General features: G+C 67.0%; 22 protein-coding genes. 8 read left to right on the forward strand and 14 right to left on the reverse strand.

The window, feature by feature from the left end; all coding sequences use genetic code 11:
• Window positions 1-283: 283 nt before the first annotated feature.
• On the reverse strand, window positions 284-2,206 hold the full coding sequence (dxs, locus tag ACODRZ_RS16170; protein ID WP_488972062.1) for a 1-deoxy-D-xylulose-5-phosphate synthase: 1,923 nt from the start codon (window positions 2,204-2,206) through the stop codon (window positions 284-286).
• 94 nt (window positions 2,207-2,300) lie between these two features.
• Between dxs and ACODRZ_RS16175 the strand changes: the two genes are divergently transcribed.
• Entirely contained in the window at window positions 2,301-2,687 is a 387-nt protein-coding gene (locus ACODRZ_RS16175; RefSeq protein ID WP_488972061.1) for a VOC family protein, read from the forward strand.
• A gap of 102 nt (window positions 2,688-2,789) precedes the next feature.
• Here ACODRZ_RS16175 and ACODRZ_RS16180 read toward each other — a convergent pair whose 3' ends face one another.
• The 6 genes from ACODRZ_RS16180 to rpe form a co-directional block, all read right to left on the reverse strand.
• On the reverse strand, window positions 2,790-3,260 hold the full coding sequence (locus tag ACODRZ_RS16180; RefSeq protein WP_488972060.1) for a Fur family transcriptional regulator: 471 nt from the start codon (window positions 3,258-3,260) through the stop codon (window positions 2,790-2,792).
• Between the two features lie 50 nt (window positions 3,261-3,310).
• Window positions 3,311-3,460, reverse strand: a complete 150-nt coding sequence (locus ACODRZ_RS16185) for a hypothetical protein (RefSeq protein WP_271181424.1) — start codon at window positions 3,458-3,460, stop codon at window positions 3,311-3,313.
• A 170-nt stretch (window positions 3,461-3,630) separates the two neighbouring features.
• On the reverse strand, window positions 3,631-3,828 hold the full coding sequence (locus ACODRZ_RS16190; protein WP_488972059.1) for a hypothetical protein: 198 nt from the start codon (window positions 3,826-3,828) through the stop codon (window positions 3,631-3,633).
• 26 nt (window positions 3,829-3,854) lie between these two features.
• On the reverse strand, window positions 3,855-5,447 hold the full coding sequence (purH, locus tag ACODRZ_RS16195) for a bifunctional phosphoribosylaminoimidazolecarboxamide formyltransferase/IMP cyclohydrolase (RefSeq protein ID WP_488972058.1): 1,593 nt from the start codon (window positions 5,445-5,447) through the stop codon (window positions 3,855-3,857).
• 455 nt (window positions 5,448-5,902) lie between these two features.
• Entirely contained in the window at window positions 5,903-7,777 is a 1,875-nt protein-coding gene (locus ACODRZ_RS16200; protein WP_488972057.1) for a heparinase II/III family protein, read from the reverse strand.
• A 3-nt stretch (window positions 7,778-7,780) separates the two neighbouring features.
• The gene (gene rpe, locus ACODRZ_RS16205) at window positions 7,781-8,443 is read right to left on the reverse strand and encodes a ribulose-phosphate 3-epimerase (protein ID WP_488972056.1); all 663 of its coding nucleotides are present in this window, start codon (window positions 8,441-8,443) and stop codon (window positions 7,781-7,783) included.
• Between the two features lie 245 nt (window positions 8,444-8,688).
• On the opposite strand from rpe, the gene ACODRZ_RS16210 reads away from it, so the two are divergent.
• On the forward strand, window positions 8,689-9,198 hold the full coding sequence (locus tag ACODRZ_RS16210; RefSeq protein WP_488972055.1) for a DUF2141 domain-containing protein: 510 nt from the start codon (window positions 8,689-8,691) through the stop codon (window positions 9,196-9,198).
• A 25-nt stretch (window positions 9,199-9,223) separates the two neighbouring features.
• On the opposite strand, the gene ACODRZ_RS16215 is transcribed toward ACODRZ_RS16210, so the two are convergent.
• The 3 genes from ACODRZ_RS16215 to ACODRZ_RS16225 all read right to left on the reverse strand — a co-directional run bounded on the left by ACODRZ_RS16215 (window position 9,224) and on the right by ACODRZ_RS16225 (window position 12,019).
• Window positions 9,224-9,988, reverse strand: a complete 765-nt coding sequence (locus ACODRZ_RS16215; RefSeq protein ID WP_488972054.1) for an NTP transferase domain-containing protein — start codon at window positions 9,986-9,988, stop codon at window positions 9,224-9,226.
• A complete protein-coding gene (locus ACODRZ_RS16220; RefSeq protein WP_488972053.1) occupies window positions 9,985-10,902 on the reverse strand; it encodes a hypothetical protein in 918 nt (305 codons plus the stop codon). The genes ACODRZ_RS16215 and ACODRZ_RS16220 overlap by 4 nt, the downstream gene beginning before the upstream one ends.
• A gap of 73 nt (window positions 10,903-10,975) precedes the next feature.
• Window positions 10,976-12,019, reverse strand: coding sequence for a diacylglycerol/lipid kinase family protein (locus ACODRZ_RS16225; protein ID WP_488972052.1), 1,044 nt, complete (start codon window positions 12,017-12,019; stop codon window positions 10,976-10,978).
• Window positions 12,020-12,181: 162 nt separating this feature from the next.
• Here ACODRZ_RS16225 and ACODRZ_RS16230 point away from each other — a divergent pair, with 162 nt between their 5' ends.
• Together ACODRZ_RS16230 and ACODRZ_RS16235 are read left to right on the forward strand one after the other, a co-directional pair.
• A complete protein-coding gene (locus tag ACODRZ_RS16230) occupies window positions 12,182-13,318 on the forward strand; it encodes a CDP-alcohol phosphatidyltransferase family protein (RefSeq protein ID WP_488972051.1) in 1,137 nt (378 codons plus the stop codon).
• A gap of 5 nt (window positions 13,319-13,323) precedes the next feature.
• Window positions 13,324-13,752, forward strand: coding sequence for an HIT family protein (locus tag ACODRZ_RS16235; RefSeq protein ID WP_488972050.1), 429 nt, complete (start codon window positions 13,324-13,326; stop codon window positions 13,750-13,752).
• A 45-nt stretch (window positions 13,753-13,797) separates the two neighbouring features.
• On the opposite strand, the gene ACODRZ_RS16240 is transcribed toward ACODRZ_RS16235, so the two are convergent.
• Together ACODRZ_RS16240 and ACODRZ_RS16245 are read right to left on the reverse strand one after the other, a co-directional pair.
• The gene (locus tag ACODRZ_RS16240) at window positions 13,798-14,133 is read right to left on the reverse strand and encodes a hypothetical protein (RefSeq protein ID WP_488972049.1); all 336 of its coding nucleotides are present in this window, start codon (window positions 14,131-14,133) and stop codon (window positions 13,798-13,800) included.
• A gap of 152 nt (window positions 14,134-14,285) precedes the next feature.
• Window positions 14,286-15,041 (reverse strand): phosphocholine cytidylyltransferase family protein, encoded by a 756-nt coding sequence (locus ACODRZ_RS16245; protein WP_488972048.1) that lies wholly within the window; start codon window positions 15,039-15,041, stop codon window positions 14,286-14,288.
• Window positions 15,042-15,190: 149 nt separating this feature from the next.
• Here ACODRZ_RS16245 and ACODRZ_RS16250 point away from each other — a divergent pair, with 149 nt between their 5' ends.
• The gene (locus tag ACODRZ_RS16250; RefSeq protein WP_488972047.1) at window positions 15,191-16,558 is read left to right on the forward strand and encodes a lipopolysaccharide biosynthesis protein; all 1,368 of its coding nucleotides are present in this window, start codon (window positions 15,191-15,193) and stop codon (window positions 16,556-16,558) included.
• 34 nt (window positions 16,559-16,592) lie between these two features.
• A complete protein-coding gene (locus ACODRZ_RS16255) occupies window positions 16,593-17,828 on the forward strand; it encodes a M20 metallopeptidase family protein (RefSeq protein ID WP_488972046.1) in 1,236 nt (411 codons plus the stop codon).
• Between the two features lie 134 nt (window positions 17,829-17,962).
• Here ACODRZ_RS16255 and ACODRZ_RS16260 read toward each other — a convergent pair whose 3' ends face one another.
• The gene (locus ACODRZ_RS16260; RefSeq protein WP_488972045.1) at window positions 17,963-18,253 is read right to left on the reverse strand and encodes a GNAT family N-acetyltransferase; all 291 of its coding nucleotides are present in this window, start codon (window positions 18,251-18,253) and stop codon (window positions 17,963-17,965) included.
• Window positions 18,254-18,314: 61 nt separating this feature from the next.
• Here ACODRZ_RS16260 and ACODRZ_RS16265 point away from each other — a divergent pair, with 61 nt between their 5' ends.
• Together ACODRZ_RS16265 and ACODRZ_RS16270 are read left to right on the forward strand one after the other, a co-directional pair.
• Window positions 18,315-19,310 (forward strand): threonine aldolase family protein, encoded by a 996-nt coding sequence (locus ACODRZ_RS16265; RefSeq protein ID WP_488972044.1) that lies wholly within the window; start codon window positions 18,315-18,317, stop codon window positions 19,308-19,310.
• Window positions 19,307-20,224, forward strand: a complete 918-nt coding sequence (locus ACODRZ_RS16270) for a DMT family transporter (RefSeq protein WP_488972043.1) — start codon at window positions 19,307-19,309, stop codon at window positions 20,222-20,224. The genes ACODRZ_RS16265 and ACODRZ_RS16270 overlap by 4 nt, the downstream gene beginning before the upstream one ends.
• Here the strand turns inward: ACODRZ_RS16270 and ACODRZ_RS16275 are convergent.
• Window positions 20,221-21,039: a Rossmann-fold NAD(P)-binding domain-containing protein gene (locus tag ACODRZ_RS16275; RefSeq protein WP_488972042.1), complete on the reverse strand. Its 819-nt coding sequence runs from the start codon at window positions 21,037-21,039 to the stop codon at window positions 20,221-20,223. The genes ACODRZ_RS16270 and ACODRZ_RS16275 overlap by 4 nt on opposite strands.
• Between the last annotated feature and the right edge of the window lie 137 nt (window positions 21,040-21,176).

A 21,176-nucleotide genomic window follows, 5' to 3' on the forward strand; every position in this document is an offset into this window, starting at 1 on the left:
ATGACGAAGCGCCCTTGGGACAGATCCGCTCCCCACCCTTCTTCGTCATTCCCGCGAAGGCGGGAACCCATCTCCTGCCGTTTCGTGTTGCACGGGCATCAGTTGGGTCCCCGTTTTCGCGGGGATGACGGGGCGTGATTAATCAGGTTTGTGAGTTACTCGTCTACGTTGAAAGCTGCGCGAATAATCAGGCAAGGCTGAAAATCCTGTTCAACGCGCCTGCACGCGCGGCGCCGACGGTATCGGGATCTGGGGCGAAGGCCCCAGGACTTCACTTAAAACCTCAAGCCCGTGCCTCGTTCACGCCCGCGCTGTTATGCCGCAGCGCCTTCAGCACTGTATCGACGATCTGCGGCGCGTTCAGGCCCGCTTCGTCGTATTGGGCTTCGGGCTTGTCGTGGTCCTGGAAGATGTCCGGCAGGCGCATGGTGCGGATCTTCAGCCCGGCGTCGGTCAGGCCCTCGTCGCTGGCCATCGTCAGGACGTGGGCGCCGAGGCCGCCGATCGAGCCTTCCTCCACGGTCACCACGACTTCGTGGGACAGCATCAGGCGGCGGATGAGGTCGGTGTCCAGCGGCTTGGCGAAGCGCAGGTCGGCCACCGTGGTGGACAGGCCCCTGGCCTCCAGCTGGTCGGCGGCCTTGAGGGCTTCGCCGAGGCGGGTGCCGAGCGACAGGAGGGCGACCTTGGTGCCTTCACGCACGATCCGGCCCTTGCCGATTTCCAGCAGCTGCGGCGTTTCGGGCAGGGCGACGCCGGTGCCGTTGCCGCGCGGATAGCGGAAAGCGATGGGGCCTGCGTCGTACTGCGCGGCGGTGTGGACCATGTGGACCAGCTCGGCTTCGTCGGCCGCGGCCATGACCACCATGTTGGGCAGGGTGGCGAGGTAGGTGACGTCGAACGAACCCGCATGGGTGGCGCCGTCTGCGCCGACGAGCCCCGCGCGGTCGATGGCGAAGCGCACGGGCAGGTTCTGGATCGCCACGTCATGCACGACCTGGTCGAAGGCGCGCTGCAGGAAAGTGGAGTAGATCGCGCAGAACGGGCGCATCCCCTGCGCGGCGAGGCCAGCCGCGAACGTGACGGCGTGCTGTTCGGCGATACCGACGTCGAAGCTGCGCTCGGGGAACAGCTGCGCGAACTTGTCGAGCCCGGTGCCCGAGGGCATCGCGGCAGTGATCGCGCAGATCGTGGCGTCCTTTTCCGCTTCGGCGACGAGGGCCTTGGCGAACGTGCCGGTGTAGCTGGGCGGACCGGCGGGGGCCTTGGCCTGCTCGCCGGTGATGACGTCGAACTTCTGGACGCCGTGGTACTTGTCCGCCGCGTTCTCTGCGGGCGCGTAGCCCTTGCCCTTCTGCGTCACGACATGGACGAGGATCGGGCCTTCGCCCGCATCGCGCACGTTTTCCAGCACGGGGACGAGGGCGTCGAGGTCGTGGCCGTCGATCGGGCCGACGTAGTAGAAGCCCAGTTCCTCGAACAGGGTACCGCCCATGGCCATGCCGCGCGCGAATTCGTCCGTCTTCTTGGCGGCGAGGTGCAGCGGGCGCGGCAGCTTGCGGGCGAACTTGCGGGCAAGCTCGCGCAGGCCGAGGAACTGGCCCGAGGAGACCAGCCGCGCGAGGTAGGCCGAGAGGCCGCCGACCGGCGGGGCGATCGACATGTCGTTGTCGTTGAGGATGACGACGAGGCGGTTGCCGGCCTCGCGCGCGTTGTTCATCGCCTCGTAGGCCATGCCTGCGCTCATCGCGCCGTCGCCGATCACGGCGATGCCGCGGCCGGGCTGGCCCTTGATCTTGCTGCCCATGGCGAAGCCGAGCGCGGCGGAGATCGAGGTGGAACTGTGCGCGGTGCCGAAGGGGTCGTATTCGCTTTCGGAGCGCTTGGTGAAGCCCGACAGGCCGCCGCCCTGGCGCAGGGTGCGGATGCGGTCGCGGCGGCCGGTCAGGATCTTGTGCGGGTAGGCCTGGTGGCCGACGTCCCAGATCAGGCGGTCGACGGGCGTGTCGAAGACGTAGTGGATCGCCACGGTCAGTTCGACCACGCCGAGGCCGGAGCCGAGGTGGCCGCCGGTCTGGCCCACGGCCGAGATCATCTCGGTGCGCAGTTCGTCGGCAAGCTGGCGCAGCTGCGCGGGCTTCAGCCTGCGCAGTTCATCGGGAGTCGAAACCGTGTCGAGCAAAGGAGTGGCCGGATTGGCGTTCATTTGTCGGCCCCTTACACCTTTGAGACTTGCGTGTCGATTGACCGTGACTGTTAATCTGCGTCAAGAGCAGGCGATTGGAATGAAAGGGGATACAATGGCGATCGTTCCTGAGGCACGCGCAATTACGTTCATCTCTACGACCGACCGCGCGCGGGCCGAGGCATTCTATGGCGATGTGCTGGAACTGCCGGAACTGTCGCTGGACGAGTACGCGACGATCTACGACATGGGCGGCGGGGCGATCCTGCGGCTGACCTCGAACCGGGAATGGGAATCGCACGAGTATACCGTGCTCGGCTGGTCGATTCCCGACATCGACACGACGATGGCGCAACTGCGCGCGAAGGGCGTGGAGTTCCTGGTCTTCGACGAGGAGAATCAGGACGTGGCAGGGCTCTGGAAGTCGGCCGACGGCGCGATGAAGGCGGCCTGGTTCCGCGATCCCGACGGCAACCTGCTCAGCCTGACGCAGACGGACTGAGCGATTATCACCGTTCGTCATTGCGAGCGTAGCGAAGCAATCCAGAGCCCCGTAAACTGCCCTGGATTGCTTCGCTACGCTCGCAATGACGAAAAGAGCAGGTCAGCTACACTGGGCGCAGATGCCGCGCAGTTCCACGACCGGGCGCACGTCGGCGAAGCCCGCCCCCCTGGCCGCGGCGATGAGCGCGCCGGTCAGCTTGTCGTCGTCGATGTGGACGGCCTGTCCGCAGCTGTCGCAGATCAGGAAGATGCAGTCGTGCTGGCAGCCGGGGTGGCTGTTGGCGACGTAGGCGTTGACGCTCTCGACCCGGCGGGCGAGATTGGTGCGCACGAACAGGTCGAGAATGCGGTAGACGCTGTTGGGAGCCACGCGCTTGCCGCGCAGGGCGGAGACGCTCTCGGCAAGGTCATAGGCGGAAGCGGGGCGTTCGCGCTCGGCGAGGGCGCCGAAGACGTCGGCGCGCATCTCGGTCCACTGCTCGCCCGCTTCGACAAGGGCGTTGCGGGCGGCCGATACCAGGCTGTCGCCGGAATGTTCGTGGTGATGATGGTTGCCGGACATGGTGCCCATATGGGACCTGTCGCGGACTTGTGCAATCAGTGTGGGCTTACGGTGTAAGCTTACTGGGCCTGCGCGGCCTGCGCAGGCGGCACGAGATCGTTCGAGAGCGGCGAGACGTGGCCGATACCCATCGCACCGAGCACCAGCAACGCGCCACCGGCGAAGCCGAAGGCGAAGTAGCGGTAGAAGTCGGCCTTGAAGATACCCATGACGTCTGCTTTCGAAATGTCTCTTTGGGGAACGGCGTGATGCCGGTCCGGAAAATGTGTGGTGCCCCTTTGGCGTCAAATGGGTTGCCGTCCAGTGAACAGAACCGTTAACAAGTGCATTTGTCGACGAACGGTTGATCGCACGCGATGAACGCCGGGAACGTTTGGCCTCAGCGCGAGTAAGCTGCGGCCACGGAGATCGCCACCAGAACCATCACCGGCAGGGCGGCGCAACCGAAGGGCAAGGCGGCGGCTCCCAGAGCACTCAGCGGAGAGTTCAGGCGGCCAAGCCTGAGAAGCACCGCCGCAAGGGTTAGCCCGGCGAGGAAGCCGACGACGACGAGGGGGCCGAGTCCGGTGACCATCATCGTCGCTGCTTCTCCTGCCGGGTTACTTAGTGCTTGAAATGGCGCATGTTCGTAAAGACCATTGCGAGACCGGCCTCGTCGGCGGCGGCAATGACCTCGTCGTCGCGGATCGAGCCGCCCGGCTGGATCACCGCCGTCGCGCCTGCCTCGGCCGCAGCCAGCAGGCCGTCAGCGAAGGGGAAGAAGGCGTCGGAGGCAACCGCCGAACCGACGGTCCGTGCCTGTGCCCAGCCGAACTTCTCGGCGGCCTCGGCGGCCTTCATCGCGGCGATGCGCGAGGAGTCGCGGCGGTTCATCTGGCCCGCGCCGATGCCGGCTGTGACGCCGTCCTTCGCATAGACGATGGCGTTCGACTTGACGTGGCGGGCCACGGTCCAGGCGAACAGGCAGTCGGTGAGTTCCTGATCGGTCGGCGCGCGCTTGGTGACGACCTTGAGGTCGTCGAAGCCGATCGCGCCGTTGTCGCGGCCCTGCACCAGCAGGCCGCCGGTGATCGGGCGCACGGTCAGGCCGCCGCGACGCGGATCGGGTAGCTCGCCGGTCAGCAACAGGCGCAGGTTCTTCTTCTTGGCGAAGAATTCGCGGGCTTCCTCGTCGGCGTCGGGGGCGACGACGACTTCGGTGAATATCTTGCAGATCGCCTCGGCCGTCGCGCCGTCGAGCGTCTGGTTGACCGCGACGATGCCGCCGAAGGCCGAGACGTCGTCACAGGCCAGCGCACCGTTCCACGCGTCGAGCAGCGAGTCGCCCTGGGCCACGCCGCAGGGGTTGGCGTGCTTGACGATGACGACGGCCGGTTTCTGGCCCTTGAACTCTGCGGCGAGTTCGAAGGCGGCGTCGGCGTCGTTGTAGTTGTTGTAGGACAGTTCCTTGCCCTGCACCTGCTCGGCCTGCGCCAGACCCTTTGTGAAGGGGCCGACCGGCGTATAGAGGGCGGCCTTCTGGTGCGGGTTCTCGCCATAGCGCAGCGTGGTCGAGAGGCGGCCGTTGACGCTCAGCATCTCGGGGAACTCAAGGCCCTGGTCGGCGAAAGCGAACCACTGGCTGATCATCGAATCGTAGGCGGCGGTCTGCGCATAGGCGCGCGCGGCCATCAGCTTGCGGAAGCCCAGCGTGGTGCAGCCGTCGGTCGCTTCCAGTTCGACCATCAGGTCTTCGTAGTCCTTGGGATCGGTGACGATGGTGACGAAGGCGTGGTTCTTCGCCGCCGAGCGGACCATCGAGGGACCGCCGATGTCGATGTTCTCGATGATCTCGTCGCGGCTCGCACCCTTCGCAACGGTCGCCTCGAAGGGGTAGAGGTTGACGACGACCAGGTCGATCGCGCCGATGGCGTGCTCGGCCATGGCAGCGGCGTGCTCGGGGTTGTCGCGCACGGCGAGGAGCCCGCCGTGGACCATCGGGTGCAGCGTCTTGACGCGGCCGTCCATCATCTCGGGGAAGCCGGTGATCTCGGAGATGTCCTTCACCGCAAGGCCCGCATCGCGCAGTGCCTTGGCGGTGCCGCCGGTCGAGACCAGTTCCACCCCGCGATCGCTGAGCACCTTGCCGAGTTCGGCGAGGCCAGTCTTGTCGGACACGGACAACAAGGCGCGGCGGATCTGGACGGAATCGGTCATGAGTGCGGGCTTCCCTGGCGAATGTCTCTTCGCGCGCGCCCTTAGGACGGGAGCGGCGCGCGGGCAAGGGCGGGGCGGTTTTCCGGGGCGTGGAGGGGGCGGGACGGTGAAGGAGCGTTAACCTCTGGCACGCGCCGTTTTCGGGTAAACCGTTGGTGCAGCGCGGGGAAACCCGAATTCCCGCTGCAGAGGGGGGTGATTGAAATCAAAGTAGAAACAACAATCCTGATCATCATGGCGTGCTTGGCCTTCACGACGCTTGTTCTCAAGATCGTGGAGATGAGCCGCAACAAGTGATGACGGGCGGGGGATGGGCTGGCACCTGTCCCCCCAAACGGCGAAAGGCGCGCCACTGGCATGGCGCGCCTTTCTTTGTTCGAAGGTGATTTTCATCAAACCAGAAACAACAACGTCAATATACACGGCCCCTTGAGGTCTTCAAGGCGCCGTTACTATCAATTCATCTTCTTGATGATCCACCCGAAAGTCCCGCCCCCGCGCGAAACCATGCCCTGTACGACGATCTGCTGCGTCGCCTGCGGGCGGCCCTGGCCGTCGACCCAGAGCGAATCCTCGACCGTCATCTCGCCCTCGTCGGTGGCGGAGCGGAACTGCCAGTAGCTGCCGTCGGGCAGCGAGAGCCCGGCGCCCTTGCCGTCGGCGGTGAGGTTGACGTCCACCTCCGGGCCAAGGTGGAAGCGCACCGCGAAGCCGACCTTGCCGCGCTTGCCTTTCTTGCCCGCCGGAAGCAGCAGGTCTTCGCCGCGCAACTCGCTGCCGTCGTCGCGCAGCAGCAGGATGCGCTGGTGAGTCAGGCCATAGCGGGTGGCATAGCCGTTGTGGCTGGCATCCAGTCGCGTGGCGTTGGAGCCGCTTTCCTGCGGCAGCGTCTTGCGATCGACCGCCACTTCGGTGACGCCCGAGCCGATCATGCCGCCCAGCAGGACGGCGGTGGAATTGGCATCGTCCAGCGTCAGCGTCGAATGCGCCGCCGTCGCGCGCAGGCCCTGCTCGAGCCGCACCGGGACGAGGCCGCCGCCGCTCGCCGCGCCGCCGCAGTTGACGACGATGCGGTGCGGCCCGTGCGAAAACTCGAAGGCCAGCGTCGAGGCGCAGCCGAAGCGGGCCTGTGCTGGCATCGGCGGCGGTGCGGTGTCGAACTGCAGCACCGACTTGTGGGCGGAGACACGCTGGTAGCCCCACTGGCGCACGTCGCGAAGCGGGCGGGTGCGCACGCCGCTCGCGTGGATCAACGCTTCGACATCGGCGCCATCGACGGCCCAGCCGCCCTGCCATGAACCGAGGCCGCCATCGCCGTGAGTCAGTGCCAGCAGCGGCGGCACCAGCAGTTCGACCACGCGCTCGACGGCAGGCGGGGCATCGCGGCGGGTGGCGTGGTAGCAGTTGCGCAGCCGCACCAGCAGTGCGATCGCCTCCATCTGCGCGAGCGGGCTGCGCGACAGGACGCCGCCGTCATCGCCCATGAGTTCGCCGAGCGCCTTGATCAGCCCGGCCTCGCCATAGAGCCGACGGGGGCGGCCGTCGGGCAGCAGCAGTCCGGCGGCGACGATGCCGACCCAGCCCGCCACTTCGGCAAGGCCGTCCTCGGCATTGGTGACATGGCGATCCAGCCAGCGCGCGGTCGCGGCGATGTGTGCCAGCGTGCGGATGCGCAGCGCCTTCTCGCCCGAGAGGATCAGCGGGGCATGGGCGAGCCAGTTGGCAAGGCGCGCACCGGTGTTGCCGACGCTCCATGCAGGCCCCTTACCCGGCTTGGCGGGCGGCTTGGGATTGGCCTGGAGCCAGGCCATGAGAATGCGTTCCGCCACTGGCGCGGCCTGTTCGCGCGCGGCGCAGGCTTCGAGGTCTGTGAGCCACGAGAAGGAGTGAACGACCTTCTCCAGCGGCGGAGTGACCCGCGCGGCACCGGCGAAGTCGACTTGCGCGATCGGCGTCTTGGCGCCGTGCACGAGGAAGTGTCCGGCCCGGATCGCGGTGCCCGCCGCGCGGCTGCCGGGCAGGGTGTTGTTGACGGTCGCCAGCAGGCGGGTGCGCGCCTTCTTGCCCATCGGCCCGGAAAGCATCGCGCCGGGCACGCCCATGCGATAGGCCATGCGGATCAGCCGCTCGCCCACGCCCACCGAAGGCGGCGAGAAATCGACCAGCGCCAGTGCGCGGCCGGGTTCGATGTGGGGCGGTTCGACCCGAGCAGGCGCGCGGTTGTCAGCAATCCCGGTCACCACACCCTCCTCGGCCTCATGCGACAAGGGAAGCGCCCGGGCATTGTCCGGGTTCCATGCCGCCGGGCTGAAGCGGGTGTCGGCGACCATGCCTTATTCGAGGCCCTTGAGGGTCTTGATGTTCGCCGCGTACTGCGACGGTCCGCCCTTGAAAGTGGCCGAGCCCGCCACCAGCACGTCGGCACCGGCCGAGACGCACAGCGGCGCGGTCTTGGCATCGACGCCGCCGTCGACTTCGAGGCGGATGTCGCGGCCGGACTTGTCGATCATCTTGCGCACCGCCTCGATCTTGCGAAGCTGGCTGGAGATGAAGCTCTGGCCGCCGAAGCCGGGGTTGACGCTCATGATGAGGACGAGGTCGATCTCGTCGATCAGGTAGTCGAGCATCTTGGCGGGCGTCGCCGGGTTCAGCGAGATACCCGCCTTCTTGCCGAGGTTGTGGATCGTCTGCACCGTGCGGTGGACGTGCGGCCCGGCCTCGGGGTGGACGGTGATGTAGTCCGCGCCCGCGTCCGCGAAGGCTTCGAGATAGGCGTCGACCGGAGAGATCATCAGGTGGACGTCGAAGGGCTTGGCGCTGTGCGGGCGCAGGGCCTTCACCACGGCCGGGCCGATGGTGATGTTGGGGACGAAGTGGCCGTCCATGACGTCGACGTGGATCCAGTCGCAACCGGCCTCGTCGATGGCGCGCACTTCCTCTCCGAGCCGGGCAAAGTCGGCGGACAGGATCGAAGGGGAAATCAGCGGAATTGTCATGGCGGGAAACGAACGCTCCTTTTCCCAGCGATACGCCACTACATCTTGGGGCGACAAGCGTATGGGGGTGCGTTTTCCACACGCGATCTTGTGGCAAGGCGGGCTCCAGGCAGTTTCCGACAGGCAGTGGCTTTCAGGCGGTGGAACAAAAAGTTCACTGCTGGTTCACCGCATTTCGGGCACTTGGTGGCCCTGTGCGGGTTTCAGGCTGCCAATCTGCTGCGAACCCATTAGACGGAAAAGATATGATCAGGACCAACGCCTTGCTTCGTCGTACCAGCACTGTCGCCGCCCTCGTCGCGGTGGCGGGTCTAGCCGCGCCGGTTCCGGCGCTGGCCCAATATCGCAACGAGATTCCCAACGAGATGCGGCGCTGCCAGTCTGACAAGGGACCGGCGATGATGGTCACGGTGGACGGCATCAAGTCCTCCTCTGGCAAGCTGCGCGTCCAGTCCTATCGCGCGGTTTCGGGCGAGTGGCTGGTAAAGGGCAAATGGCTCTCGCGCATCGAGGTCCCCGCGCGTGCCGGATCGATGAGCTTCTGCGTGCCGCTGCCTGCATCGGGTGTGTACGGGGTTGCCGTTCGCCATGACGTCAACGGCAATGGTGAAACCGATATCCGCACCGATGGCGGTGCCATGTCCAACAACCCCTCGATCAATATCTTCAACCTCGGCAAGCCCAGCTACACCAAGGTTGGCGTGCCGGTGGGCGAGGGCGTGAAGTCGATCCGGATCCAGATGAAGTATATGTGAGGGTGACGTTGTCGAAGGGTCAGGCTCAGTTTGTCGAAGCCCCGGCGCGCCCACCCATCATCACCCGCGCATCGACGAGGTCCGAGGGCTTGTCCACGTCAACCGCTGCAAGCCCGTCCCTCGCGGCGACGAGGCTGGCGGTGACGCCGATCCTGCGGCCGAGTCGTCCGATCGCGTCGGCCAGCGTCAGGCGGCCGAGCGCGTAGCCCAGCAGCATCCCGATGCCCAGCCGCGCCGCGATGCGCCAGGGGCGCTTGCGGTCGGCCTCGACCATCTTCCAGGTGTCGATCGCAAGGCCCGCGTGAGGGCTTGCCAGAAGGAACAGGTTGCAGCCCGACCAGTGGCCGTCGGCGAATCGCAGATATGTCCGGCGGCTGCCGGGCATCGCCGCCTCGATCGTCTCGCGCCGGGCCAGGAGGATGGCGACGTCGCTGCCCGCCGGTGTGTCGGCGAGGAAATCGCGGACCCATTCGCCCTTCAGCAGAGCATGGTCGCTGGTGGTGACGAGAAGCGGCGCGCCCAGCGTTTCCAGCCCGATCGCGACGCTGGCGCTGGGGCCGGTGCCGGTGGCGAGAACCTCGCAGCCGAGCTGCAGCGCGAGATCGCGGACTTGCGGATCGCTGGCGGAGACGGCGATGCGTGCGATCCCTGCCTCGCGCAGCGCGGCGACGACGTGGGCGAGCATCGGCTTGCCCGCGATTTCCACCAGCGACTTGTGCGCGACGCCTTCGGCTTCGGCGACGGGGTCGGGCGCTCCGGGGCGCGATCCGGCGAGGATCAGTGCATTCATGCGGTCTTCTCCCGCTTGCCGCGCCAGACTTGCCAGAGCACGCCGGGAGCGGCGAGGATCGGGTGGCGTTCGCGCCAGGGAGTGATCTTCACGGGCACGCCGGTGTGGCGCTCGATCTTCCAGGCGGCATAGCGGGCCGCGCCCTCGAACGTGGTTGAGGCCTTGAGCAGCCGCAGGACGTTGTAGGGCTTGCCCAGCCGCCGCCGCCGTGACCACCATGACAGGATGCGCGACCGCTCGTTGGCGGGGAGCGCGGGGTGCAGGCGCGCGTCGTCCTGCGTGAAGGCGATCCCGGCGCCGTCCAGCGCCAGCGGCAGCAATCCGTCGAAATGGGCGCGGTTGGCGGCGAGGATCGAGTCTTCGCGGCCCGCCTTCTCGACGCGGAATTCGGCGGCGTAAGTCGCGCGGAACAAGGCGCGCCAGTAGTCCTCGGGCGTGCCTGCATCCGGCCCCAGCGCCACGGCGAGGCGGGCTGCCGTGCGGGCGGCGCCTGCGACGGCCTCGGCGATGGTGGATCCGGCGGCTTCGTCGCGCTGCCATGCCAGGGCGCTGGGCTGCACGAAGCGCGCCCAGATGGTTGTGTCGATGCGCTCTCCGGCGGCGGCGGCGCGGAAGGTCTCGAGCGCCATCGTCGCGACCTTGGCACGCAGGGGCACACCGTCATGCACCCATTCGTGGTAGCTCACGCGCGGCCAGATCCGCTCGACCTGCGCGCCCGGCAACAGGACGTAGAAATCGAGCACGCCTTCCAGCGATCCGGTGCGCAGGTTCGATCCGTAGAACAGCACGCCCAGCGCATCCGCCGCCCGCGCCAGCTTTTCGGCGAAGGCGCGCACTTCGGGCACGACCTCCCGCGTCAGGGCCGAGGCGATGCGGTCATTGAGGCCGTCATGCAGGGGTGTGTGAGCGATCATCGCCGCGTCAATCGGACAGGCTCGCCGCAATTACAAGTTGGCAGTTGGGCTTCAGTTCGAAACCCCGCTGCCCTCAGGGGACGACGAAGTTGATCTGCGGCCCTTCCTCGAGCACGTAGCGCCCGGCGGGGAAGGCTTCGCCGTCGAGGATAAAGGTGCCGCCGATGTCCATGTCGACTTCGCTGGCGCTAACGCGGTGAGCGCCCTTGCGGGCAAACAGCCTGAGGTTCAGGCCGAACATCATCGCGGGGAGCAGCGCCACCAGCCACCGGACGGGCCAGTCAATCACGGCCAGCTTGAGGCCCGGCGCCGGATTGCGCCCGAAGGGCCGTGCGCCGAGCGGGAACCGCTCGAAAGTGGTGGCGATGGTCAGGTAGCGTTCGTCGGCGTTGCCCTTGCCCATGTAAGGCAGGTGCTGGCCGGTGTGGCGATCGACGATGCGGGTCGGCGTGCAGGCGCGCCAGGCATTGCGGGCGCCGCCGAACAGGGTCTGCAGCACGCCCCACAGGATCGTGAGGCCGACCGCGAAGCTGTTGAACAGGCCGCGGCGGTGCGCTTCCTGTCCGGCTTCGGTGGCGATCGAGAAGGCGCCAGTGCCGAGAATGAAACCCTGTACGCAGCGCGCGGAGCCGTCCGCAGGTGAAATCCGCAGCGGGCTGCGCGCAATGGTGCGGCCGCGATGGGCGGAGGCCAGCGCTTCGGCCAGCGACCACTTGCCCGGCAGGCCGAGATCTACCGCCAGCGCGTTCGTCTTGCCTTTGGGCAGCACGATGAACGTCGGCCAGTCGTCTCCGAAGATGTCGGCGCCGGCCGAAAGGACGTCACGCACGGTGCCGTCGCCGCCGTCGACCACGAGGTAGTCGATCCCGCGCCGCGCGAATTCCGCCAGCGTGTAGTGCAGTTCCTCCCGCGTGGAGGGGGTCTGCGTCAGGATGTTGGAGCAGTCGGCCATCTCGGGTTTGATGCCCTTGTTGCGATGGCTACGCGGATTGCGGACTATGCCGACCAGCGGAACCGCGCGGCCACGGCGAACCGGGCGTACCGTGCGCGCGCCGTCGCGGCGACCAAGCTCGCCGAAGATCGGCAGCGTCTCGAAGGTATGAATGCTTCCGTGCACGGCGTACCATGTAGTATCGCTAGCTTGGAAAATCACCCAGAAATATGCTCTGACACATTTGAGTTACAGTTTCATGGCGCTTGTTACCGTATCGACACGCTTGCGGACGAACCGGGGCAGCCGCGATTGTCACCCGGTGTGCAAGGCACTACGTGGCGGTCCATGGTCCAGAATACGCAAGTGCTGCCGGTGGTCACGATCGGCGAAAATCCCGTCAGGCTCTGGGGTCTGAGCCCTTCGCAGCGGGTTGGCCGCATCGCCCGCGCCGCCGGGCTCGAACCGGTCGATGCGGTGCCCGAAGGCGCGGCGATCCTCTCCAACGCGGCCTTCGCGTGGGATCCGGCGTGGTTCGGAAACATCACCGGGCGACCCGGCATGGTGCTGACTCTGGGCGGTGTTCCGGCGCTCGCCCATGCTGCGGATGCACATCAGGCGGCGCGAGTCGCCGCTGCCATGGCGGCGGGCGCGCCGCTCGCCGATGCCTCCGGTTTCGAGGTCGTCGCCTATGAAGACGGCCCGACCATCGAGAACAAGCAGCTTCGCAAGCGCGAGACGCCGTTCCTGATGGCGCTGACGCCGTCCAGCCTCCGCCCGATCGAGCGGGCCAGCTACTTCGGCGCCTACAAGGGCGTGACCGACGTGCTGACCAAGTACCTCTGGCCGGAATGGGCTCTGGTGCTCACCCGCATCTGCGCGAAGCTGGGTGTGACGCCGAACATGGTCACGACCGTCGGCGCGGTGTTCTGCGTGGTCGCCACCGTACTCTTCGCTTACGGGCATTACTGGCTGGGCATGGCGCTCGGCCTCGTGTTCATGGTGCTCGACACCGTGGACGGCAAGCTGGCGCGCTGCACGATCACCTCCTCGGCCTGGGGCAATGTGTTCGATCATGGCATGGACCTCGTCCATCCGCCGTTCTGGTGGTGGTTCTGGGCGACCGGCCTCGGCGCCTGGGGGCTGGCCTATGATTCCACGACGTTCTGGTGGGTGCAGGGCGCGATCCAGGGCGGCTATATCGTCCAGCGGCTGATCGAGGGCGCCTTCATGCGCCAGAACGGGCTGATGCACATCCACGTGTGGCGGCCGTTCGACAGCAAGTTCCGCCTCATCACCGCGCGGCGCAACCCGAACATGGTGATCCTGTTCGTGGCGATGGTGTTCTCGCGGCCCGACCTCGGGCTGATCGCGGTGGCCTGGTGGACGGCCCTGTCGTGCCTGATCCACGCCGTGCGGCTGGTTCAGGCATGGATCGTGCGGGCGCGCGGTGGCATTATCATCTCCTGGCTGGCGGAAGGCTGAAACCCATGAACACCACGATCGAGAAGTTCGGCTGGCCCGCGACGCTGGTGGCGGAGTTCGATCACTGGGTCGTGCTCGCGCGGCCCGCGCAGCCGACGCTCGGCTCGCTGGTGCTGGCGGCGAAGAGCGACGCGACGGCCTTCGGAGACCTCCCGGCCGAGGCGCATGCGGAACTCAAGCTCGCGACCGGCGCCATAGAGGCGGCGCTGGGCAAGGCGGTGGGCTATGCCAAGCTCAACTACCTGATGCTGATGATGGTGGACCCGCACGTCCACTTCCACGTCATCCCCCGCTACGAAGGCGCGCGCGAGTGGCAGGGGCGCGAGTTCGTCGATTGCGGCTGGCCCAAGGTGCCCGACCTTGGCCATGCGGTAGCGCTGGAGGGGGCGGACCTTAATGCGCTGGTAGTGTGGTTGAAGGGGTGGTTCGGGTAGAAGCAGACGATAACGGAGGCGAGGCGATCCTCGCCTCCGTCATACTTACTTCTCGTCCTTCAGGCCGATACATTGTTTCCAGATGCCGCCGATGGTGCCGAACTCCTTGCGGTATTCTACGCGGCTGCCTTCACCTTCCTTGAACACCGAGAAGGCAAGCGAGACGCCGCCATAGCCGTTCTTGATCAGGACGACTTTGGAGCCGTCGTCGCGATCCATCGGGCTCGTGTTGTTCTTGTTAGCAAGGCAGAAGGCGACTTCGTTCTGACTCTTTTCCGAATGGAAAACTTCGGTTGGTTCTTTGCTAAGAACCTTCTGGGTCGAAGCGCATCCGGTGAGGGCAAGACCCGCCAGTGCGGCTGTCAGTACAGTAAACTTCATTAAATTCCCCCGTATTTGGCAACGCCGTCAAGCGTTTCCCCCGCAAAACGGCGCCGTGCTAATGCCATTAGGCAGAAACGCCAGCAATAGGGTGGAAATGAAAATTCTTTAATTGCGCGCGACGTTCATGGTCGAGCTGCCATTTTTGGCAATTACCACGTATCGGTGAGCTTCGTCGCGATCTCGATATCGTTGAGGAAGTCCACTTCGGCCCAATCCAGCCCCTCGATGGACACGGTGCCGACCTTGCCGGTGGGCGCGATCGAATCGATGACCTTGAGATACCAGTGCTGGACGCCCTCGGGGGTACGCATGGCCTGCCGCACGGTCTCGCGGAACAGGTCCGCCCCCTCGCCCCGGAAGGCGAGAAAGCCGATCGATTCGGAATTCGACTGCGCCGCCGTCAGCGTCTTGCCGATGTGGATCAGGCGGCCTTCGGGGCTGCGTTCCACCTTCATGTCGTCGCTGTCGTAGCCGTCCGCCTTGACGTCCACCGTCACGGTGATCGGCCAGGGCTTGCCGTCGGGACCGGCCGCGCCCTGCTGGACCGTGCGCACGATCTCCTCCGACACCAGCGTGTCGCCGTTGAGGATCATAAAGTCGCCGCGCATCGCCTCACGCGCGATCCAGCACGAGCCGAGGTTGTCCGCCACCTTGAAGAAGGGATTGAATCGCACGGTGATTTCCACGCGCGGGTCGCGGATGGAATTGAGGTGCTCCTCCAGCATGTCGGTCATGAAGCCGGTGACCACGTCTATCCGCTTCACCCCGCCGCGCGCCAGCATCTCGATCTGCCACTCGATCAGCGAGCGGCCGGAGAAGTCGATCAGGCACTTGGGACGCTCGGCCGTGAGGGGGAGCAGGCGCGAGCCCTGGCCGGCGCTGAGGAGGATGGCGTGTTCGATCATGTGTCATTCAGTCTGCTTGGGGGAAGGGGCCATCTAGCGACTGCACTGCGAAAGGGAAAGCTCTGGCGGGGCGATCCGAGCCGGCCATACGTACAAGAAGAGCGAGCCTACCCTTGCAACTGTCCGCCCCCTCGTCCAAATGCGAGCCAATGTCCGCCAAACGCTACCGCCAGGAGAGTGCATCTCCGCTAGGGCGGATACTCCAGAACACCGCCTGGCTGCTCGGCGGCAAGGGCTTCGGCGCGATTTGCGGCCTTGCCTACCTTGCCATCCAGACGCGCACTCTCGGTCTCAAGGATTTCGGGCACTTCTCGCTCATCTTCGGCACCGCGCAGGCGCTGACCTCGCTCGCGGGGTTCCAGACCTGGCGCGTCGTGGTGCGCTACGGGTCGGAGCACGTCCACGCGAAGGACTGGGAGAAGTTCGGCCGCCTCGGCATGCTGTGCGGGGTGATCGACGCGGTCGGCGCGATTCTCGGCTGCGGGCTGGCGGCGATCCTGATCTTCGGATTCGCGCATATGCTGGACCTCAACCCCAGCTTCATCCACGTCGCGTTCTGGTACTGCGTCGGCTCGCTCTGGGCGCTGGTTTCGGCCCCGACCGGGATCGTGCGCGCGCTCAACCGCTTCGACATGGCCGTCTATGTCGAGGCGATCGTGCCGAGCGGGCGTCTCGTTGCCGCGCTGATCATCTGGTTCACCGGGCCGACCGTCGGCCGGTTCCTTGCGGCCTGGGCCGCAATCGATATTCTCGAGGCGATCCTCTACTGGATCATGGCCCGGCGGCTCAGCCCGCAGGCGGTGCGGATTTCCTACCTCTTCCAGTTGCGCCGCGCGATCCGCGAGAATCCGGGCGTCACGCAGTTCTTCTTCGTCACCTACATGGGATCGGCGATCGACGCGGCGATGAAGAACGGGCCGCTGCTGGTCGTCGGCGGCTGGGTCGGCACCAGGGCGGCGGGCCTCTATCGCCTTGCCTCGCAGCTGTCGCAGGCGCTGAGCAAGCTCTCGACCCTGCTGACCCGCTCGGTCTATGCGGAAGTCGCGCGCGTGCGCGTCGCCTCCAAGGCCGAGGAATTCCGCAAGCTGGCGCTGCAGACCAGCCTGATCGCGGGCGGCGCCGGGCTTGCCGTGGTGGCGGTCGCCTATTTCTTCGGTGAGCAGCTGCTGGCGATGATCGGCGGCGATGCCTTCGAAAGCGGCGCCTCGATCCTCATCCCGCTGGCCGTGGCCGCCAGCTTCGACCTTGCCAGCGTGGCGTTCGAGCCGGTGCTCCACTCGACCGGCAAGGCGCGCCAGTCGCTCGTCGCGCGGCTTATCGCGCTGGCGGCGCTGGGCGTGGGCCTGTGGCAGTTCATCCCCATCGGCCCGAGCGGCGCGGCCTGGGCCGTGGCGCTGGCGGGGGCGACCTCCTATGTCGCGATGGGCGTGATGGCATGGCGCACGCTCAAGCAGGTGGATGCGGGCAAGATCGCGGTCGGGGTGCCTGACGACGTCGAGGTCGGGCCGGAAGAGTAACGCCCGGCTCGACAGCGAAACGTCCGCGCGTATCATGCGCGGCATGACCCTCGTTGCCGAAGCCGCCGCCCTTTCCGAAAGCATCGTCGCCCTGCGCCGTGCGATCCACGCCGAACCCGAGATCGGCCTCCATACCCCCAGGACGCGCGACAAGATCCGCGCCGCGCTGGCCGACCTGCCGCTCGAATGGGCGGAGGGGCCGTCCACCACCGGCCTCGTCGCGACGCTGAAGGGCGGCGCGGGAGAGGGCCGCTCGGTCCTGCTGCGCGGCGACATGGATGCGCTGCCGATGCCCGAGGAGACCGGGCTCGACTTCGCCTCCACCATTCCCGGCGTCATGCACGCCTGCGGCCACGACACCCACGTCGCCATGCTGGCGGGCGCGGCGCGGCTGCTTTGCGCGCAGGCCGATCGCCTCGCGGGCGAGGTCCGCTTCATGTTCCAGCCCGGCGAGGAAGGCTATCACGGCGCCCGCTTCATGCTGGAGGACGGACTGCTCGGCGGCAAAGGCTTCGACCACCCGCTCCCCGATGCCGCTTTCGCGCTCCACGTCATGCCCAATGCCCCGCATGGCCTGATCGGCGGACGCGCGGGCGCTTTGCTGGCAGCGGCGGACCAGCTCAGGATCACCGTGACCGGGCGCGGCGGCCATGCCTCGATGCCGCATGATACGCTCGACCCGGTGCCGATCGCCTGCGAGATCGTCGCCGCCATTCAGACCATGGTGGCGCGCCGGTTCAGCGTGTTCGATCCGGTCGTCGTCACCATCTCCAAGATTGAGGCGGGCACCGCGCACAATGTCATCGCCGATACCGCGACCCTGACCGGCACGATGCGCACGCTCTCGCCCGCCCACCGCGCGCGGCTCAAGGACGAACTGCCCCTGCTCGCCGCCGGGATCGCGGGCGCGCATGGCCTCAAGGCCGAGGTCGAGGTGATCGAGGGCTTCCCGGTCACCCTGTGCGACGCCGGCGCCGTCGATTTCGGCGAGGCCGTCGCCCATGACCTGCTTGGCGAGGCGGCATTCCTGCGCCTCGCCGACCCGATCATGGGCGCGGAGGACTTCGCCTATGTGCTGGAGAAAGTGCCCGGCGCCATGTTCTTCCTCGGCGTCAGCCACGAAGGCGCGGACTGGCGGCAGTGCTGCGGCATCCACTCGACCAGGATGATGGTCGATGAGAGCGTGATGCCGCGCGGCGCGGCCTTTCTAGCCGGGCTGGCGACGCGGTTCCTGAAGAGCGGCTGGAGCGCTACGTCTTCTAGGACGTGATGCGCCCCGCCTCGGGGGCTTCGACAAGCTCAGCCTGAGCGGGTTTATAGGTTTTGCACTACCTCCGCTCACCCTGAGCTTGTCGAAGGGTCAGGCACAGCTTGTCGAAGCCCCCGAGGCTGGGCGCCTTTACATCACGCCTTCACGTCAGCCCATTCCGGATGCCGCTTGAACGCCGCCGCGACGTAGCTGCAGTCCGGTGCGATCCGGAAGTGGTGCTCCCGCGCATCGGCGACCATCGCCTCGACCAGCCGACCCGCGACGCCGCGCCCGCCGATCGCCTCGGGGACCAGCGTATGTTCCGCATGGCGGACCAGACCGCGTTCGGTCCACGTCAGGCGGCCGATGTGCTCGCTGTCCGCGACGTGGGCGTGGTACTCTCCGGCCGAGCCGAACTCGTGCTTGGTAATGGTGACGCCGACCATGGGGCGGTTCTCCTCGTTGCGCGCTTGACGCAGCGTTCGCGCGCTCACAGGGCATATGGCCATGCAGTTCACGTCCGACAATGCCGCCGCCGTCCATCCCGCCGTCTGGAAGGCGATGATGGACGCCGACGCCCCCGACGCGCCCTATGACAACGACGCGCTGAGCCAGCGGCTCGACGCTACGTTCTCGGCGCTGTTCGGGCGCGAATGCGCGGTGCTTTGGGTAGCGAGCGGGACGGCGGCCAACTGCCTTGCCCTCGCTGCCATGGTCCCACCGCACGGCGCTGTCGTCTGCCACCGCGAGGCGCATATCGAGATGGACGAGGCGGGCGCACCGGGCTTCTTCCTCCACGGCGCCAAACTGCTGCTGGCGGACGGCGAGAGCGCGAAGGTGACGCCCGAAACCCTGGCCGCCGTGATCGACCCGATCCGCGACGACGTCCATCAGGTTCAGCCCCACGCGATCTCGATCACGCAGGCGAGCGAATACGGCTGCGTCTATCGGCCCGAGGAAATCGCCGCGATCGCCGCCTTCGCGAAGGCGCGCGGCCTCGGCCTGCACATGGACGGAGCGCGCTTCGGTAATGCGGTGGCGCATCTCGGCTGCGCCCCGGCAGAGGTTGCAGGCGCGGTCGATGCGCTGAGCTTCGGGTTCGTCAAGAACGGCGGGATGAGCGCGGAGGCCATCGTCTTCTTCGACGTCGAGGCCGCCCGCACGATCCGCTACCGCCGCAAGCGCGCCGGGCACCTGCAGTCCAAGGGCCGCTTCATGGCCGCGCAGATCCTCGCGATGCTGGAAAACGGCCTCTGGCTCGACAACGCGCGCGCCGCCAATGCGGCCGCCGCCGCTATCGCCGCAGCTGCGCCGGACCGTCTGCTCCATCCGGTAGAGGCCAACGAGATCTTCCTCACCTGCACCGCCGCCGAACGCGAGGCGCTGCGCGCTCAGGGTTTCGCCTTCTACGACTGGGGCGCCGACGCGGCGCGGCTGGTGACCTCGTGGGATGCGAAGGACGCGCACGTCTCGGCCCTTGCCGCGGCGCTGACAGCGCTGTGACCGGCACCATCGCAGGAGAGGAGCCCGTCTCCCGGGCCAAGGTGATCCTCGCTTTCCTCGTCGTCACCGCGATTTGGGGGTCCACCTGGCTGGTGATCAAGGATCAGGTCGGGTCGGTGCCGCCGAGCTGGTCGATCACGTACCGTTTCCTTGTTGCCTGCGCGGGCATGTTCGTGCTGGCGCTGGTCCGGCGGGAATCGCTCAGGCTCTCACGAGAAGGCGTGATGCTGGCGCTATTGGTGGGTCTTGCGCAGTTCGTGTGCAATTTCCAGTTCGTCTACCGGGCGGAAATGCATCTGACCTCCGGCCTTGTCGCGGTGTTCTATGCGCTGCTCATGGTGCCAAACGCGGTGCTGGCACGCATCTTCCTGGAACAGAAGGTGGGCGGCGGCTTCATCGCCGGATCGCTGGTGGCGATGGGCGGCATCGCGTTGCTGATGCTCCACGAGTACCGCTCCGCCCCGCCCGAAGGACGGATCGCGCTGGGCGTGCTCATCACGTGCGCGGGTCTGCTGAGCGCTTCGGCGGCGAACGTCCTGCAGGCCAGCCGTATCGGGCGCAGCCAGCCGATGGTGCCGATGCTCGCATGGGCCATGCTGGCGGGAACGGCGATCGATGCGGCCTGGAGCCTCGCGACGGTCGGCGCGCCGGTGATCGAGACGCGCTGGGAGTACCTGGCGGGAATCCTTTACCTCGCGATCATGGGTTCGGTCGTGACGTTCCCGCTCTATTTCATGCTGATCCGCCAGCTCGGCGCGGGGCGGGCGGCGTATAACGGCGTCGCGGTGCCGGTGGTGGCGATGGCGCTTTCGACGCTGTTCGAGGGTTATCGCTGGACCGGCCTCGCGGTCGGCGGCGCGGTGCTGGCGCTGGTGGGGCTAGTGATCGCGCTGGCGGCGCGCAAGCGCGGCTAGAGGTCACGCACAAGCGCGGCTAGGCCCTCGACATAGGTTGGATAGCGCGGCCGCCAGCCGAGCACGCGCTTTGCCTTGCCGTTGGCGACACGCCTGTTCTCCGCGTAGAACGCCCGCGCCATCGGCGAGATTTCGACTTCTTCCAAAGCCTGCAAGGGCGGCGGCGGCGCACCGGTGAGGCGGCAGGCTTCCTCCACCAGCAGGTTCTGCGGGCAGGGCAGGTCGTCGGCGAGGTTGTATGGCCCGGCCGGAGCCGAGGCCCCCGCCAGCACGCCGCAGAGCACGGCGGCCGCGATGTCCTCGACATGGACGCGGCTGAAGACCTGCCCAGGCAGGTCGATGCGGTGCGCGCGTCCTTGTGCCAGCCGTTCCAGCACCGAGCGGCCCGGGCCGTAGATGCCCGGGAGACGATAGGCCCGCGCGCCCAGCGCCAGCCATGCCGCGTCGGCTTCGGCACGGGCGATGCGGCGGCCGGTGCCTACTGGAGCGCTCTCGTCGACCCAGGCGCCCCCCGTGTCGCCGTAGACGCCGGTTGAGGAAAGATAGGACAGCGCCTCGGCTCGCCCGAATCCCCTCAGCGCATCGCCATAGCGGTCGAGCACGAAGTCCAGCGGTTCGCCCCGTCCCTCGCGCCCCGGAGGGACGGAGGAGAGCACGTGGTCCGCATCCGCAAGGGCAAGCCGCACGCTGCCTTCGTCGTCGAAGGCGAGGGTGCCTTCGCTCCCGGTCGAGATCACCTCCCACCCGTTCGCCTCGAACAGCGTCGCGATGAAACCGGCGGTATAGCCGAGACCGAAGATGAACAGGCGGGGCATCGGTTCTCCATCCTCGTCATGCCGGACCTGATCCGGGACCGCCGGCCGTGAAGGGTTGACCTCGCCGCGAGCCGTCAGGTGACACCTAAAGACCGCCGGTGGCCCCGGATCAAGTCCGGGACGACGAAAGGGGCTCT

It is taken from the genome of Novosphingobium sp. FG90, from assembly GCF_057808725.1.

Coding starts and splice junctions, on each gene's coding strand:
- dxs (WP_488972062.1), bottom strand. CDS start 2,206: ATGAACGCCAATCCGGCCACTCCTTTGCTCGACACGGTTTCGACTCCC.
- ACODRZ_RS16175 (WP_488972061.1), top strand. CDS start 2,301: ATGGCGATCGTTCCTGAGGCACGCGCAATTACGTTCATCTCTACGACC.
- ACODRZ_RS16180 (WP_488972060.1), bottom strand. CDS start 3,260: ATGGGCACCATGTCCGGCAACCATCATCACCACGAACATTCCGGCGAC.
- ACODRZ_RS16185 (WP_271181424.1), bottom strand. CDS start 3,460: ATGGGTATCTTCAAGGCCGACTTCTACCGCTACTTCGCCTTCGGCTTC.
- ACODRZ_RS16190 (WP_488972059.1), bottom strand. CDS start 3,828: ATGATGGTCACCGGACTCGGCCCCCTCGTCGTCGTCGGCTTCCTCGCC.
- purH (WP_488972058.1), bottom strand. CDS start 5,447: ATGACCGATTCCGTCCAGATCCGCCGCGCCTTGTTGTCCGTGTCCGAC.
- ACODRZ_RS16200 (WP_488972057.1), bottom strand. CDS start 7,777: ATGGTCGCCGACACCCGCTTCAGCCCGGCGGCATGGAACCCGGACAAT.
- rpe (WP_488972056.1), bottom strand. CDS start 8,443: ATGACAATTCCGCTGATTTCCCCTTCGATCCTGTCCGCCGACTTTGCC.
- ACODRZ_RS16210 (WP_488972055.1), top strand. CDS start 8,689: ATGATCAGGACCAACGCCTTGCTTCGTCGTACCAGCACTGTCGCCGCC.
- ACODRZ_RS16215 (WP_488972054.1), bottom strand. CDS start 9,988: ATGAATGCACTGATCCTCGCCGGATCGCGCCCCGGAGCGCCCGACCCC.
- ACODRZ_RS16220 (WP_488972053.1), bottom strand. CDS start 10,902: ATGATCGCTCACACACCCCTGCATGACGGCCTCAATGACCGCATCGCC.
- ACODRZ_RS16230 (WP_488972051.1), top strand. CDS start 12,182: ATGGTCCAGAATACGCAAGTGCTGCCGGTGGTCACGATCGGCGAAAAT.
- ACODRZ_RS16235 (WP_488972050.1), top strand. CDS start 13,324: ATGAACACCACGATCGAGAAGTTCGGCTGGCCCGCGACGCTGGTGGCG.
- ACODRZ_RS16240 (WP_488972049.1), bottom strand. CDS start 14,133: ATGAAGTTTACTGTACTGACAGCCGCACTGGCGGGTCTTGCCCTCACC.
- ACODRZ_RS16245 (WP_488972048.1), bottom strand. CDS start 15,041: ATGATCGAACACGCCATCCTCCTCAGCGCCGGCCAGGGCTCGCGCCTG.
- ACODRZ_RS16250 (WP_488972047.1), top strand. CDS start 15,191: ATGTCCGCCAAACGCTACCGCCAGGAGAGTGCATCTCCGCTAGGGCGG.
- ACODRZ_RS16255 (WP_488972046.1), top strand. CDS start 16,593: ATGCGCGGCATGACCCTCGTTGCCGAAGCCGCCGCCCTTTCCGAAAGC.
- ACODRZ_RS16260 (WP_488972045.1), bottom strand. CDS start 18,253: ATGGTCGGCGTCACCATTACCAAGCACGAGTTCGGCTCGGCCGGAGAG.
- ACODRZ_RS16265 (WP_488972044.1), top strand. CDS start 18,315: ATGCAGTTCACGTCCGACAATGCCGCCGCCGTCCATCCCGCCGTCTGG.
- ACODRZ_RS16275 (WP_488972042.1), bottom strand. CDS start 21,039: ATGCCCCGCCTGTTCATCTTCGGTCTCGGCTATACCGCCGGTTTCATC.